We start from the raw sequence: 14,573 nt of genomic DNA on the forward strand, positions 1-14,573 counted from the left end.
CGATGGTTGAGCAAACTCTACATTAAACTGAGGGAAGTTTCGGGGGGCAGGTCACCGGGCATAACCCCATGCGGGTGTCCTGGCATGGCTTCGCCGAAACGACGCACGAGCGCGCCGTACGCGAATCCCAACTCCGATGCTTTGCACAAGCGTTCCCCATTCGATGTTCGATGCAAGGTTAATCCACCGCCTGCGGGGCGTAGATTATAGCCATTCGCTTGCAGACGACGCTCAAGATCGTCCCAACTAGTCGCCGCGCCCATGTCTGATGCGAGGAGCGTCTGCAAAGATGCGAGGAGCTCCTCATCCGTCCTGCCAGACGTCTTCGCGCGATTGGTGTTGTGCACTTCCCGAACGAGCAAATCGCGCACAATTTGGCCAACGGTCACATCATTCTGAATCGCAAGCTTTTGCGCCGCTTGCAGCATCACATCAGGAAGTTTCAATGTTACGGTTTGCATAGACATGCGGCGATGTTTTCACACGAACGTAAAAACTTGGTTAAAACCGCTCCGCTCGTAGCACTTCGCAATCCGAAATTGTCACGACGCCAATGTGGCGGTCCACGACCTCAAACGCGGAGTCTAGCAAGGTATCCAAACGCTCGGGTTTAATGATGCAAATAACCTGCACCATACCATCTCCACGTCCAATGTTGTCTTCACGCGTCCACGGTCCAGAGCGACCTGATCCACCGAACACGGGCAATATAGAGTAGCCAGACACATCCGCCTTTTCGATCGCATCCGTTAAGCGAGAGAGCATGATTTTCTCAATTGTGATAACAACACGTTTGGCTTTGTGGGTTTGCATGAGATCAGCCTCCGATCACGGCACTGGCAAGCGCGAGGTAAATCGGAATGCCGATGACTAGGTTGAATGGGAAGGTCACGCCAAGTGAGAGCGTGAGGTAAATGGATGGGTTCGCCTCTGGCAGCGCAACGCGCATGGCAGCAGGCACAGCGATATAAGAGGCGGACGCGCTGAGCACCATCAATAGCAGCGCAGAGCCAAGCGGCAAACCAAGCAAGACCGCCGCGCCAAGCCCCAAAAGGCTGCCCAGCAGCGGCATGATGATACCAAAGGCCAGCGCGCCTGCATCCAGCACACCGCGTCCTTTGCGCAAGCCACGCCCTGCAATGATACCCATGTCCAGCAAGAACAGGCAAAGCACGCCTTTGAATGGTGCGATGACCAGTGGCGCAATCTCTTTCAGACCTTCTTCGCCCGTGATCATGCCGATGAGGAACGCACCGATGAGCAACACGATGGACCCGTTAAGCATGATTTCACGCCACAACCCCGGCTCCATCTTGCCGCCACCTTTGGAGCGTGTGACGAGCCAGAGTGCGGATAGAATTGCGGGTGCTTCCATCGCGGCGGCGACCGCGACCATGTAACCGTCATATGGGATGCCTCTGCTCTCAAGCACGGAACTCGCCGCAACAAAGGTCACAATCGAGATAGAGCCATAATGCCCCGCAACGGCAGCAGCATCGAGTGCACTGAGCCCGCTGAGCGCGCGCAAGATCACGTAGGCGATAAGTGGGATCGCAGCAGAAAGGATGATGCCCGTGAGCAGTGTCAGCCCAAGCGTGAGGTCAATGCCGTGATCCGCAAGGCTCACACCGCCTTTGAAACCGATAGCGAAAAGCAAATAGAGCGACATGCCTTTGGCAACGGCTTCGGGGATGCTGAGGTCAGAGCGTACGAGCGCAGCAAACAGGCCAAGCACGAAGGAAAGAACGATAGGCGTTACAAGCGTTTCAGCCGCCAGAGAAAATACGTCCATGATCAGGGCTCCGTGTGCGCATAAATACGTGTTGAACTAATTTGGAACTAAATGGGGCTCGAAGATCGGATTGAAAGATCAGACTGGAAAAAATTCCCGACTCTTTGAGTCAAGACATTCTAAAGTACCTTCTCCGATGTCCGTCCAAAGACCATGCAGCGTCAACATATCGCTCTCGACAGCTTCGTTCACGAAGGGGAAGGTCATCAGGTTTTCCAGCGCAACCATCACGCTCTCTTTCTCTAGGGCGGCCGCCATATCTTCGGGCGCATACTTGTCGCGCACACGTTCGTAGCCGGGGCGCAGAATATCCATCCAACGACCTACAAAACTGCTGCTTTGTTCCAGCTCGGGGGCATTGCCCGTACACATGTCCAAACAGCCCTGAACCCCGCCGCATTGCGAATGGCCCAAAACGATGATGTGCGAGACGTGCAGCGCGGTGACAGCATACTCAATCGCGGCACTTGTGCCGTGGTGATCACCGTCGGGCGCAAAAGCAGGCACCAAATTAGCGACATTTCTATGGATAAAGAATTCGCCCGCATCAGCGCCAAAGATCGACGCGACATGCACACGGCTATCGCAGCAAGAGATAATCATCGCGCGCGGATGCTGGCCTTCGGTCGCTAATTTGCGAAACCAAGCCTTGTTTTGCGAGTAAGTCGTCGCTTTCCAGCCGTGATAGCGCTGCGCGAGAAACGGGGGCAAAGGTTTAACGTAGGGCAAAGGAATGTCCATTCTGACTTGTGCGTGTGCGTGGATACGCTGGATTTGAACCAATTTCGAGAGAAAAGAGCGCGCTGCGTAAACCTTTTAGGAAGGACGCTGGCGCATAGAGACTGTGCCGTGGGGGCGAAATCGGGGTTACACAATGGAACGGATTACAACGATGCTGCCGCGCGAAAGCGCGCGCCTGGATGCTGATCAACTTGAGAAACTCTACACTTCGCTGGGCGAGGTAGAGGCGGATAACGTCCTAAGCCGTGCAATGGAAGAAATGGCCATTCGCATTAAACAGAGCGAAAAGCTCTACGATGCAGGGGCGTCCGATGAAATGCGGCGCACGATTTGCTCGCTTATCAGGATCGCGGATCAAGTCGGGATGAACACAGTCTCGCGGGTGTCTGGTGATGTGTTGATATGCCTTGATCGCGGTGATTGGATTTCGCTGGGCGCAACGTTCGCGCGTCTGGTTCGCAGTTCCGATCAATCGCTGACAGCGATTTGGGATCTGCAAGATATCACCGTGTAGATATGAGGGTAGAAATAAGGTTGAGACAAAGGAATGGGCAAGGTTTAGCGCGCTGCGCATTCTGCGCTTGCAGGGCAGGGCGAAGCCTATAGCTTGGCGGTATTCGAAACTTGCGAAAGTAATGCCCCATGTCTCCGACCTTTGCCGCGCATGATGAAACCAGCCTTCCGTTAAGCTTGCTTGATGCAGATAGCCTAAGCGAATGGCTAGAAAGCCAACCTGCGCGCGTTCAGGCATGGGTGAAAACGTCTGGCTTTTTAGCTGGGTTTGGGACGTCTTTGGTTTTGCCTTCCGACAGTGGGGATGCCGCTGGCGCGCTCGTGGGCCTTGGCACGAAAGCGGCTCGTTTGAGGACCCGCTTCGCTCTCGCGTCTGCGCGTGCTGCTCTGCCTGCACGAACGTTTCATCTGATTACTGATCTCGACAGTGATGCGTTGAATGCTGAACTTCTAGGCTGGCTTTTGGCGGGCTATCAATTTGATCGCTATAAAGCGAGTGCGCGTGAATTGGCGCAACTTATCTGTCCTGATAGCACGGATGCTTTTCGCCTCGAAGCGATTGCTGCCGGTGAAACGCTCACTCGCGATCTGATCAATACGCCTGCCTCTGACATGGGCCCACCTGACCTCGAAAACGCAGCTCGCGCACTAGCAATTACGCATGGTGCGCGCATTGCCGTGACAGAGGGGGACGACCTGCTCAAACAAAACTTCCCTATGATCCACGCAGTTGGGCGCGCTGCATCTCGTGCTCCGCGTTTGATCGACATGCGTTGGGGCGAAACAGGTCCAAAACTCACACTGGTTGGTAAGGGCGTCTGTTTTGATACAGGCGGTTTGAATCTCAAACCCGGTGCGTCGATGGGGTTGATGAAGAAAGATATGGGTGGCGCTGCTGCGGTGCTCGGCCTTGCGAGCATGATCATGGCGCTAGGCATGTCTGTGCAATTGCGCGTGCTTATCCCCGCGGTTGAAAATTCCGTTAGCGCCGATGCCTTCCGCCCTGGTGATATTTTGAACTCTCGCAAAGGTCTCACTGTTGAAATAAACAACACAGATGCCGAAGGGCGTTTGGTTCTGGCCGATGCTCTCGCACTTGCGGATGAAGAAAACCCTGATGCGATCATTTCCATGGCGACCCTGACGGGTGCCGCACGCGTTGCCGTTGGCCCCGACCTTGCGCCCTATTATGCGCAAAGCGATCGCAGTGCGCGTGCGCTTGAAAGTGCCGCTGCAACCGTCCAAGATCCTGTGTGGCGCATGCCGTTCTGGGATCCTTACGAGGCGATGATCGAACCCGGCATTGCGGATCTCGACAACGCGCCAAAAGGCGGGTTTGCAGGCTCCATCACAGCTGCCCTTTTTCTTCGTCGCTTTGTGACAGAGACGCCAAATTACCTGCATTTCGACATGTATGGCTGGCAACCAAGCGCAGCACCCGCGCGACCCCAAGGTGGCGTTGGCCAAGCAACACGAGCGCTGCTTGCTGCACTTCCGGACTTGCTCAAATCATGAGCGACCCGCGTCTGACTCCCTCGAATGGCCGTGTCGCTTGTGAAAGCCTACGTGGTGAAATCGCGGCGGACACATATGTGAGCGGGGCGGCGCGTCAAGTGTCGGTGCCTGTTGCCGACCTTTTGCGCGCGCCGGATGGCCCACGGGATCGCCAGTTGCTGATGGGGGAAACACTTCGTGTACTTGAGGACCGCGAGGGTGTTGCCTTTATTCAAGCCGACAAAGATGGCTATTGTGGCTATGTGAAGAGCGCGCATTTGACCGACATGGAAACAGCGAGCCATTGGGTCAATGCGCCCTCCAGCCACATTTACGAAGAACCAAACTTCAAATCTCGCGACCTCGCGCCGCTTAGCTTTGGCAGCAAGCTCAAAGTGATCGAAATGCTCCCGCGTTTCGCGCAAACCCCTTTTGGCTACGTCCCTCGTCAACATGTTTGCGAGCTCGGTCAGGTCGAGCGCGCGCCTGCGCAAGTCGCGCGTCTTTTTCTTGGCACCCCCTATCTGTGGGGTGGTAATTCGCGCTTTGGAATTGACTGCTCAGGCCTGATCCAAGCTGCGCTGACCGCATGCGGCATGGACTGTGCTGGCGACAGCGATCTACAAGAGGCTAGCCTCGGGCGCACTGTCAACGGTAATCCAAAAGCGGGCGATTTGCTCTTTTGGAAAGGGCACGTAGCAATGCTGGCTGATCCGAAAACGTTGATCCACGCCAATGCGCATTCTATGTCCGTTGTGCTGGAAGGTCTTGATGTGGCGGTCAGGCGGATAGCAGAGCAAGGGGATGGCGATGTTACGCGTCACGCACGCCTCTGAACGCCGGCATCAATCCACTGATCGGATCAGCTTACGCTCCAAAACGCGCAACACTGCTTTGAGATCATTGCCGCGCTTCAAAATTTGCCCATCCATACCGACAACCGAATATTGCCCTTGCTTGTTGCGCAGCTTGGGGCGTTTTTCGATGCGATAAAGCGGGTTCTCCGCGGTGCGTTTGAACACGGAAAAAACGGCCAGATCCTTTAAACAGGAAATTCCGTAATCGCGCCACTCTCCTGCGGCAACCATCTGCCCGTAGAGCGACATGATCGGCCCAAGCTCGGTGCGATGAAAAGCGACCTGCATCTGCGCAGGCTTTGGATACAAAGGAATAGGCGATTGATCTGTCATACTTTTACATTTGCGCCCTTTGTGATGTAAATCAAGCGTGTAGCACTCTGGTTTCAACAAAAGGCTCGCTCAATGCAAATTCGCGCTGTCACCCAACGAGATCACAATGTGCTCTGGGATATGCTCAAACCCGTGTTCCGCTCTGGTGAGACCTATGCGATTGATCCCAACATATCGCAGCAAAATGCACTGGGGTATTGGATCGGTGCTGATGCGGGCTGCTTCGTTATTGAAGAGAACGGCACGCTCTTGGGCACATATTACCTCAAAACCAACGCCCCAGGTGGGGGCGCGCATGTGTGCAATTGCGGCTTCATCACTGCACCCATTGCTGCGGGCAAAGGCGTTGCACGCGCTATGCTCACTGACGCGCTCACCCGCGCCAAAGAAGCAGGTTACGCTGCGATGCAATTTAACTTCGTTCTTGCCAACAACACGCGTGCTATCGACATCTGGCACCGCGCTGGTTTCGACACTGTCGGCCGCTTGCCAAACGCGTTTAATCACCCCAAAGACGGCTTGATCGACGCCTTGGTTATGTTCAAAACGTTGTAAACTTCATCTTTCAAAATGAACTCAAATTCTGCCTGTGCATTCAGCGCTGTGCTTTGGCATGAAAGATGAACCCTAGAAAATTCAGCAACAATTGCGCTGCCAAAATCTGGGTACTCTCGCTTGGATCATATGCCGGCGCGACCTCTACAAGATCAATGCCCACGACCTCGTTGCGCTTGGCCAGTCCCTGCAAAATCTCCAAAACGTCGTAGTACAAAAATCCACCATGGCTCGGCGTGCCGGTTCCCGCTGCGATGGATGGGCAAAAGGCATCAATATCAATGGTTACATAGATCCGCGCGCCCTTTGGAATACGCTCCAACACTGCGTCAGTCCCAAGCTTGCGCACTTGCCGCACAGACAAAATATCTGATCCACGCGCGCGCGCATCCTCATACCCTTCTTTCGCCGTGGACGAGACATTGCGAATGCCTAGTTGCGTCATACCGCTGACATACGACTTTTCAATCGCACGGCGCATCGGATTGCCATGACCCTCGGTAACACCGTGGCGCTCGTCGACAAAGTCGAGGTGCGCATCAATCTGAACTACATGGATCGGCTCTTGTTCTGAAAACGCGTTGATGCAAGGAATATTGATCGAATGATCACCGCCGATGGTTACAGGCAATGCACCCGCGGCCAAAATCTTGCGCACGCCATATTCGATATTGGCATGGCTTTCAGTGGTTTTGGTGTGGATAATATCGGCGTCACCAATATCTACAATCCGCACATCACCGCCTAGGTAAGTTGCGTCATCCTCATGATCATAAGCCCCCGCATGGCCAAAGCTGAACAGAGTAGATGCCTCACGCACAGCGCGAGGGCCAAAGCGTGCGCCGGGACGCCACTGTGTGCCGAAATCAAATGGCGCGCCCAAGACAGCGACATCCGCATCGATTGCATCCCAATCCGCGACATAAGGCTTTTTAGCAAAAGTAGAAATCCCGACGAACGGCAAATTCAGACGCCCTGCTTCATATCCGTGATCTGACATAACATCTCCTGTCTAGCGAAAGCCCTTTGCAAAGGGCTTTCCAATAACTCTTTGCAAAGAGTTATTTACCGTCCTGGAATTTCGCCGCGCCGCTCACCAGCGCCATCCCAATTTTCAATCGCTTCAATCGCTTCTTCTGCGGTCTCAACAAAGCGGAACAACTCCAAGTCTTCTGCCGAAATCGTACCAGCCTCGGACAAAGCATCCCAATTGATAATGCTCTCCCAGAACTTACGACCGAACAGCAAAACGGGCACACGCTGCATGCGACCCGTTTGAATAAGCGTCAAAGCCTCGAACGTTTCGTCAAGCGTTCCAAACCCACCCGGAAACACACAAATCGCTTTAGCACGCATCAGGAAATGCATCTTACGGATCGCAAAGTAGTGAAAATTAAAACACAGATCAGGCGTCACATACTCGTTCGGCGCTTGCTCGTGCGGTAGCACGATGTTCAACCCGATTGACGCACCACCCGCATCCATTGCACCGCGATTGCCGGCCTCCATCACACCAGGTCCACCACCAGTGACGATCACATCTTCGCGCCCATAGCTCTCCATGGATTTCTCGGTCATCATCCGCGCGAAAATACGTGCTTGCTCGTAATATTTGGACAGATCCGCCAAGGTCTTCGTGCGCGCCGTATCCTTCTTCGCAGGCTCTGGAATACGCGCACCACCGAACAAGACAATCGTGCTCTCGATCCCGCGTTCGTCCATGACCAACTGTGGCTTTAGCAACTCAAGCTGCAAACGTACTGGACGCAACTCGTCGCGGCACAGGAATTCCTCGTCCGCGAAGGCCAGCTTATAAGCCGGTGCGCGCGTTTGCGGGGTGTCTGGCACTTGCTCGGAAGCGTTGCGATCTGTTCCTGCATCGCGAAACGGGCTTTTGTTGTCGTCTTTCATGCCTCAAGTCCTTCAAATCGGGTTAACCCATGTCTAACGAGGCAAACGTAAACGCACCAGTCACGATCACGATTGCGCGGCGCGGTCATTTCATGTCTAAAGCCGCAAATCCAACTCAGTGAGGGAATCCCATGTCAAACGCACAGCTAGAAACTGCCATCGAAGCGGCCTGGGAGGCTCGCGACACAATTTCACCCGCGACCACAGGCGAACAGCGCGACGCGATTGAAGATACGCTCAACGCACTCGACAGCGGCAAGCTGCGTGTTGCGGAAAAGCAGGCCGATGGCAATTGGCATGTAAACCAATGGGCAAAAAAGGCAGTTCTGCTCGGCTTTCGTATCAAAGATATGGAGCAGCACGAAGGCGGCCCTCAAGGCGCTGGCTGGTGGGACAAGGTCGATAGCAAGTTCAAAGGTTGGGGCGACGCAGAGTGGAAATCCGCAGGTTTCCGCGCGGTTCCTAACTGTATCGTTCGCAAGTCCGCTTTCATCGCGCCCGGTGCGGTGCTGATGCCGTCTTTCGTGAACCTCGGCGCTTACGTTGATGAGGGCACGATGGTTGACACATGGGCAACCGTTGGGTCCTGCGCGCAGATCGGCAAGAACGTGCACCTCTCCGGCGGTGTTGGCATCGGCGGCGTTCTAGAGCCAATGCAGGCGGGCCCGACAATCATCGAGGACAACTGCTTTATCGGTGCACGTTCCGAGGTTGTTGAGGGTTGCATCGTGCGCGAAGGCTCGGTTTTGGGCATGGGCGTATTCATCGGCCAATCCACCAAGATCGTTGACCGCGAAACGGGCGAATTCACATACGGCGAAGTGCCTTCGGGTTCCGTCGTCGTTGCGGGCTCCATGCCGTCAAAGAATGGCGTGAACCTTTACTGCGCAGTCATCGTGAAACGCGTGGACGCACAGACGCGCTCTAAAACAAGTATCAATGAGTTGCTACGCGATTAACTAATATTGGCAAAGGCGCACTTTTAGCTGCGCCTTTGCCAAACCACACTTAGTCAGGCGTGTAGATATTTCCGAACCATTTGTTCAGCAGATCATCATAGGTTCCATCCACACGGAACTTTAGCAAAACCTGATCGATCTCTTCTTTGAGCGCGCTTCCGCTTTGAAGCACAATACCGTAATTCTCTGGACGATAGGTGCGCTCAAGGACGCGTGCTTTTCCTTGCGCTTGGTTTTGTTGGTAATAGGCAAGGATCGGGCCGTCGAACACAACTGCATTCGCGACGCCCGCTTCGAATGCGGTGAACATTTCTTCAGGGGATGCGTAATCCGCAAATACCAAACCGTTGGATTCAAGAAACGCCGCGCTTGTCGATCCGGTTATTGTCGCAACGCGCCGGTTTTCCAGATCGCGCAGATTGTTCATGTTAGAGCTTAGCGCATTCACCGTCATCGACGCTGTAATCGACGCTACGAAAATGGACACGATGAACAGGCTTGAGACGACCAAAAGGACCGCAAAAATGCGCCCGAATGTGGAGCGCGGCACACGTTCTTCAAAGCCACCGTTCACCACCAGATTCAAGGCCCACCAAAAGGACGGAAACATTGCTTCGCGCGCGGGCTTGTCGAAATAGGGCTGCACGCGGCGTTCAAAAAACCACATCAACATGCCGCCAAAGAAAAGCAGAGCAAGACCGCTCAATACGACGACTGCAATATCGCGGGTAAACAAAGCGGCGAAAATGCTCGAACTCGACCTCTCATTCGGGATCATGATCTTGATGCCGCTGCCAAAAATCGGTTGGCTAAAATCCATCTCGCGTTCGCGCTCGGTAGTGATGGAAATATTCGCGATCGCCCCGTCCACTTTGCTCGCCATGACTTTACTGAACATGTCACCAAACGATTCTTGAGGCGCAAAAATGATCTCGCGGTTGATGCCCTCGCCAATAGCGCGCATCAAATCAATACTGAACCCGCGGGCCTCTGGCGTATCCACAAAAGCAAATGGCGGACGATGCACAGTGGCAATGGTTAATGGATCAGCGTTTTGTGCAAGCGCAGGCACAAGCGTAGAAAGCAGCATCAAGGCTGACAAAAAGAGCGATCTGAACTGAGTCATTGTTTCGGTGCCTATAATCTATCCAACACGCTTGCGCGGTTGGTGCGGAAGTACTTCAGAGGTATACAAGGTAACAGGCCCAATTGCAGGGATACCGATTAAAAACAGGTGGGTAAGTTACTCTGCGATGAAGCTGTTGCCAAACCATCTCGTCAGGATCGTATCATACGTGCCATCTTCGCGAAACTGGAGCAACGCGAGGTCTATGTCCTCTTTTAGCGCGCTTCCGGCGGGCAAAAGGATGCCGTAGTTCTCTGGGCGATAAACCTTGTCGATTAACCGTGCCAACCCGACGCCATCTGTTTGCAGATAATGCGCTAAGATGGGGCCATCAAAGACAACCGTATTGATTTCGTCGCGCTCGAACGCGCGCAACATTGCGTCAGGATCGCCAAACCCTTGGAACTGGATCCCGTGTTTGTCGAGGAACGTATCACTGGTTGAGCCTGCCACTGTGCCAACAATGCGCGCTTGCAGATCAGAGATGGTTTGCACATCAGCTTGTAGCGCCGTTACTGTAACCTTCGCCGTGATCGTGCCCGCCGCCACCAACAACAGCGCGAATCCACCCACCATCGCGACCACGCCAACGATGCCGCCAGAGACACCCGTTGCTGCGCGCATCAAGAACCATCCGAGCACCACCAACACAACAGCGCCTAGCACATAGAGCAGTGCATCCCCTCCGATGAGTGAGAGGAATTGATCGCCCAGCGCTGCTTCTTTGGGAAGTAGAATTTGAATGCCACTGCCAAAAATAGGCTGACTGAAATCCATCGCGCGCTCGCGATCCGCAGTGATAGAGATATTGGCAATCGCCCCATCGACTCGCTCTGCACGCACCGAGGCAAGCATGTCACCGAAGCGCTCATTTGGCTCAAACACCACCTCACGACCTATCTCATCGGCAATCGCGCGCATCAGATCGATGCTGAAACCCGTGATCTGATCGCCTTCGGTATCCGCAAATGGTGGGCGATGGACGGTGCCAAACACCATAGGATCGTCAGATTGCGCCGTTGCGGGCAAGGCCAGCGACAACAGTGTCAAAAGGGCTAGAGCGATGCGTTTCAAAAATGCCATTTCAGCAAGGTCCGCCTAATTGTAGATGCTCGAGGAACATTGATGTATTTCGCCCCCTTTCGTCAACCAAACGCGATGCTTGACGCAACGGAGTGCAGCAGATACGCCGCAACTTATGACTGAAAAGCCCAAAAAACCCCGCAAAAAGCAACAGGTCTTCACTTTATTGGTGCAAGCGGGCCGCTCGAGCGGTGACGGTTTTCCCGAAGGATCAAGTGGCGCTGCCCTTATGATCTACGCGTCTGGCGTGGATGAAGCAGAAGCTGTGCGCGAAACTGTGGCGATCTTGAAGCAGGCGGATGTCGCACCGCTCGATGTCACGGGATACGGCACTTTGGATGAACGTCTCTCTGAGGGGCATGATATTTCGGATGACGAGCGCGAATTGATGCAGCGCGCATTGGACGAGAACTCGGTGATCATCGCGCAGATGACGCCCCTCTTTGACGACAAGCCCGCGCACTAACAATCGATTATGCGGCGCGCATCGCGGCCAATGTGATCGCTTCATACGGGCGCAAGATCTGGCTCACAGTCGCAGCATGCTCTGGTAGTAAGTTACGAGGTAAGGCAGCGAGTGATGTGTGTTTGAAGATCGCCTTGCGCCGTCTCAATCGTCCGATGAACAAGCTCTCAAGCAACAGTTCCGACGCGATGAATGCTTCGTTTTCTGGCAAGAGCAACTGAAAATAGGTTGTCGTACCACCCACAGGCTGCGCAATCGCGGCGGTGCCGTTTATCAAATGTTGCGCGGGGATCAGCACCTCATCACAACCAAACGTGTACTCCACGTCAGAGCCGCCTACGATCAAGCGCTGCGTTCCCGCCATGACCAAATCGGACTGCAATCCAAAGTAGGGTGCGCGCAAACGCACAGGCGCATAACTCCCGAATGCCGGGGTCACCTTCTTGAACACGCCCAGAACAGGCACAATATTTGCATTTGCGCTAATAACCGTGTCACCCGGTTTCAACGCTCCGATTTTGCGATAGCCCTGCGGCGTTAGAACGGGCGTATGATAATCCAGCGTGGGTGTTGGCCCAATACTCAGCGGCCCTTGATGAAACCCGATGTAGGCGAGCTTTTTCTGAACTTCAGGCGCACGCGTTTCAGACAAAGCCCCAAGCACCAGCGCGCCAGACATGGCGATACACCCTGTAAGTTCACTTGTGAAAAGCGCATCGTCGCCTGGGTGTTCAATCGACAAAAGACCATCGCCAGAGATTGAATCCCAATTCAAAGTCAGGCGAAAATTATCTGTGCGTGCTTGCAAGGTGTGCGAAATAAGCGCGTGAAACACATGCCCACCAGAACTGATAAGAACCGAAAACCCCTCACCAGGGATCGACTGAATGCGCAGCAGACTTGGCGTTGGATGCAAAGTTGCGACCTCAAGCAGTGTCGCGGCACGATGATCTGAGGGCAGGGGCGCTTCCAACACCAACGCACCTGTTTCGATCATGCTCTCTGAGGTGATAGACGCATGAACATCCGTTGTTTCACCGCCACCGCCGCTATAGGCGAGCCAGCCCATCAGGCCGCACTTCCGAGCAACAATTCAGCTTCATATTTGCGCAAAATACGCCGTGCGGACTTGCTGTAGCCTTCGCCCGTTTGTGGATCGAGCTCTGGGAACAATGCACAAATCTCTGCGACAGCTTCCTCTTCGAACAAGTTGGTGATCTGCCCACCCGGCAAAAAGCTCTCGCTTTCCAAGCCATTGGAGACCACGATCTGATGCTTATCGAACAACAGGTGGACGTAAGTGACGGTCCCACCCTCGCGCACGCGCACGGTTTTATCGTTCACCAGTTCCTTCGCGGCGACCAACACTTCAGACTCACCAAATAGCAACTCCGCCATTTCATCTTGCAACAAAATGCGGTGCAGCGGTGAAACCCGCAACAAACTGTGCGTACCAAATGTGTTCGCCGCAATCTCTACGGGTGCCATCTTGCCGGTCGCATCTACTTCGCGCTGACCGATCCAGCGCAGCGGTTGATAGCCCTGATCGCGCGTCAGGATCATGTCGCCTGCTTCGAGGACTTCAACAGGCATTTTGCCTTCTTGCGTCTCGATCAATGTGCCTGCGACAAAGCAGGGCACCATGTTGAGCAGTACAAAACCCGTGTCTGTTTCGCCTGTCGTGCTTTCCACGGCATAGGTGAAATTGACGTTCTCTGTGTCACCGTCGCCGACAACCGTCAGCGTGCCATCTGCGTTCAATTCAACCGTTTGACCAGTGCCAAGCGTGATAATGCTGCCGACAACAACGGCTTGGCCGTTGATATGAGTAACAGTCAGTGTGCCACCAGAGTTGTTGGTGTCATTGGCCAAAACGTCGATGGTTTTAGAGCCAAACGGATCAACATTGGCGCTGTCATCAAACGCGAGCACATCGCTTTGAATCGAATCCGCAGCGATTAGCAGATTGGAATCGTAATTACTGTCAGCGACGTCAGCGACACCGATCTTGACCGAGTTTGTACCTACGTTGATCGGAATCTTAAGCGACAACGTAACGGTGAAACCGTCCATCTCGGTGTTGTAATCATCGCTTGTGTTGTTGATGAAAAGGTTGCCATTGTCAGCGGCGTTGATGTTGCCGGGATCAGTGTCACCATTGCCGACGCTCATTTCAACCTGAGCACCGTTGATCCATACGCCAACCATATCTTGATAAAGCGAGTTGACGTATTCGGGGTATTCTTCTGATGCAAAGATGAACTGCATCGTCATGAAGCCAGCTGTCGCAGAGGTGAAATCGACCTCTAAGAAAGACGCATCATACGTGCTGGTGCCCGCGGCTGCGTTAAAGTCAGAATCGTTTTTTACACCGCTTGTATTGGTTGAAGTGTTCGTCGCGCGGTTGGGGTCGCCATTGCTTTGCGTGAATCGATCCGCGCGCCCTGTGGACAAAATAACGCCCGTGTCGCCGGGAGTTGCATCAGGGGAAAGCGCGTCGCCGTTGGAGTAAATCGCAGAACTGCGATTGTCACCCGTGTAGCTCGCGCCTGTGACGGTAACACCGCTTCCGAAGATGGCATTTGCCATCGCCAAAGCGGATGCACTCGTGTTGTAACCTAGCTCTGCGCCGGTTGCTGGCATGCCTCAATACCTTTCGGATTGAGACAGTTCAAACTGCTCTACGCCCGCATTTTTGCGGATCATTATGGGGTGGCCACGTTGGACCTATACTGCTGTTTGC

General features: G+C 54.1%; 17 protein-coding genes. 6 read left to right on the forward strand and 11 right to left on the reverse strand.

Translation table 11 applies throughout. The features are described from left to right. Window positions 1–17 precede the first annotated feature (17 nt). The 4 genes from PFRI_RS21155 to PFRI_RS13330 all read right to left on the reverse strand — a co-directional run bounded on the left by PFRI_RS21155 (window position 18) and on the right by PFRI_RS13330 (window position 2,521). Window positions 18–467, reverse strand: a complete 450-nt coding sequence (locus PFRI_RS21155) for a hypothetical protein (protein WP_111445538.1) — start codon at window positions 465–467, stop codon at window positions 18–20. A 34-nt stretch (window positions 468–501) separates the two neighbouring features. Next, window positions 502–813 (reverse strand): P-II family nitrogen regulator, encoded by a 312-nt coding sequence (locus PFRI_RS13320; RefSeq protein ID WP_072631199.1) that lies wholly within the window; start codon window positions 811–813, stop codon window positions 502–504. 4 nt (window positions 814–817) lie between these two features. Beyond that, entirely contained in the window at window positions 818–1,792 is a 975-nt protein-coding gene (locus tag PFRI_RS13325; protein WP_175549258.1) for a sodium-dependent bicarbonate transport family permease, read from the reverse strand. Window positions 1,793–1,870: 78 nt separating this feature from the next. After that, a complete protein-coding gene (locus PFRI_RS13330) occupies window positions 1,871–2,521 on the reverse strand; it encodes a carbonic anhydrase (protein WP_072631228.1) in 651 nt (216 codons plus the stop codon). Between the two features lie 145 nt (window positions 2,522–2,666). On the opposite strand from PFRI_RS13330, the gene PFRI_RS13335 reads away from it, so the two are divergent. From PFRI_RS13335 to PFRI_RS13345, 3 genes are all read left to right on the forward strand, one after another. Beyond that, complete coding sequence (locus PFRI_RS13335) at window positions 2,667–3,047, forward strand: hypothetical protein (RefSeq protein ID WP_245812384.1); 381 nt, start codon at window positions 2,667–2,669, stop codon at window positions 3,045–3,047. A 128-nt stretch (window positions 3,048–3,175) separates the two neighbouring features. After that, a complete protein-coding gene (locus PFRI_RS13340) occupies window positions 3,176–4,561 on the forward strand; it encodes a leucyl aminopeptidase family protein (protein ID WP_072631201.1) in 1,386 nt (461 codons plus the stop codon). Next, a complete protein-coding gene (locus PFRI_RS13345) occupies window positions 4,558–5,376 on the forward strand; it encodes a C40 family peptidase (protein WP_072631202.1) in 819 nt (272 codons plus the stop codon). The genes PFRI_RS13340 and PFRI_RS13345 overlap by 4 nt, the downstream gene beginning before the upstream one ends. A 9-nt stretch (window positions 5,377–5,385) precedes the next feature. Here the strand turns inward: PFRI_RS13345 and PFRI_RS13350 are convergent, their stop codons facing one another. After that, window positions 5,386–5,730 carry a DUF2794 domain-containing protein gene (locus PFRI_RS13350; protein ID WP_072631203.1) on the reverse strand — a complete coding sequence of 115 codons (345 nt, stop codon included), beginning with the start codon at window positions 5,728–5,730 and terminating at the stop codon, window positions 5,386–5,388. A gap of 72 nt (window positions 5,731–5,802) precedes the next feature. Between PFRI_RS13350 and PFRI_RS13355 the strand changes: the two genes are divergently transcribed. After that, a complete protein-coding gene (locus tag PFRI_RS13355; RefSeq protein ID WP_072631204.1) occupies window positions 5,803–6,285 on the forward strand; it encodes a GNAT family N-acetyltransferase in 483 nt (160 codons plus the stop codon). 40 nt (window positions 6,286–6,325) lie between these two features. Here PFRI_RS13355 and speB read toward each other — a convergent pair whose 3' ends face one another. Together speB and PFRI_RS13365 are read right to left on the reverse strand one after the other, a co-directional pair. Next, window positions 6,326–7,285 carry an agmatinase gene (speB, locus tag PFRI_RS13360; protein ID WP_072631205.1) on the reverse strand — a complete coding sequence of 320 codons (960 nt, stop codon included), beginning with the start codon at window positions 7,283–7,285 and terminating at the stop codon, window positions 6,326–6,328. Between the two features lie 65 nt (window positions 7,286–7,350). Next, the gene (locus tag PFRI_RS13365; RefSeq protein WP_072631206.1) at window positions 7,351–8,196 is read right to left on the reverse strand and encodes an LOG family protein; all 846 of its coding nucleotides are present in this window, start codon (window positions 8,194–8,196) and stop codon (window positions 7,351–7,353) included. Between the two features lie 131 nt (window positions 8,197–8,327). On the opposite strand from PFRI_RS13365, the gene dapD reads away from it, so the two are divergent. Next, the gene (dapD, locus tag PFRI_RS13370) at window positions 8,328–9,155 is read left to right on the forward strand and encodes a 2,3,4,5-tetrahydropyridine-2,6-dicarboxylate N-succinyltransferase (RefSeq protein WP_072631207.1); all 828 of its coding nucleotides are present in this window, start codon (window positions 8,328–8,330) and stop codon (window positions 9,153–9,155) included. Window positions 9,156–9,204: 49 nt separating this feature from the next. Here the strand turns inward: dapD and PFRI_RS13375 are convergent, their stop codons facing one another. Together PFRI_RS13375 and PFRI_RS13380 are read right to left on the reverse strand one after the other, a co-directional pair. Beyond that, window positions 9,205–10,281: a transporter substrate-binding domain-containing protein gene (locus PFRI_RS13375; protein ID WP_072631208.1), complete on the reverse strand. Its 1,077-nt coding sequence runs from the start codon at window positions 10,279–10,281 to the stop codon at window positions 9,205–9,207. A gap of 117 nt (window positions 10,282–10,398) precedes the next feature. After that, on the reverse strand, window positions 10,399–11,364 hold the full coding sequence (locus PFRI_RS13380; RefSeq protein WP_072631209.1) for a transporter substrate-binding domain-containing protein: 966 nt from the start codon (window positions 11,362–11,364) through the stop codon (window positions 10,399–10,401). Between the two features lie 115 nt (window positions 11,365–11,479). Here PFRI_RS13380 and PFRI_RS13385 point away from each other — a divergent pair, with 115 nt between their 5' ends. Continuing rightward, window positions 11,480–11,830 carry a DUF8846 family protein gene (locus PFRI_RS13385; protein ID WP_072631210.1) on the forward strand — a complete coding sequence of 117 codons (351 nt, stop codon included), beginning with the start codon at window positions 11,480–11,482 and terminating at the stop codon, window positions 11,828–11,830. Window positions 11,831–11,837: 7 nt separating this feature from the next. Here PFRI_RS13385 and PFRI_RS13390 read toward each other — a convergent pair whose 3' ends face one another. Then, window positions 11,838–12,899: a Hint domain-containing protein gene (locus PFRI_RS13390; protein WP_072631211.1), complete on the reverse strand. Its 1,062-nt coding sequence runs from the start codon at window positions 12,897–12,899 to the stop codon at window positions 11,838–11,840. Next, window positions 12,899–14,473, reverse strand: a complete 1,575-nt coding sequence (locus PFRI_RS13395; RefSeq protein ID WP_072631212.1) for a Hint domain-containing protein — start codon at window positions 14,471–14,473, stop codon at window positions 12,899–12,901. The genes PFRI_RS13390 and PFRI_RS13395 overlap by 1 nt, the downstream gene beginning before the upstream one ends. Window positions 14,474–14,573: the final 100 nt, after the last annotated feature.

Source organism: Planktotalea frisia (assembly GCF_001890925.1).
Lineage (GTDB): Bacteria > Pseudomonadota > Alphaproteobacteria > Rhodobacterales > Rhodobacteraceae > Planktotalea > Planktotalea frisia.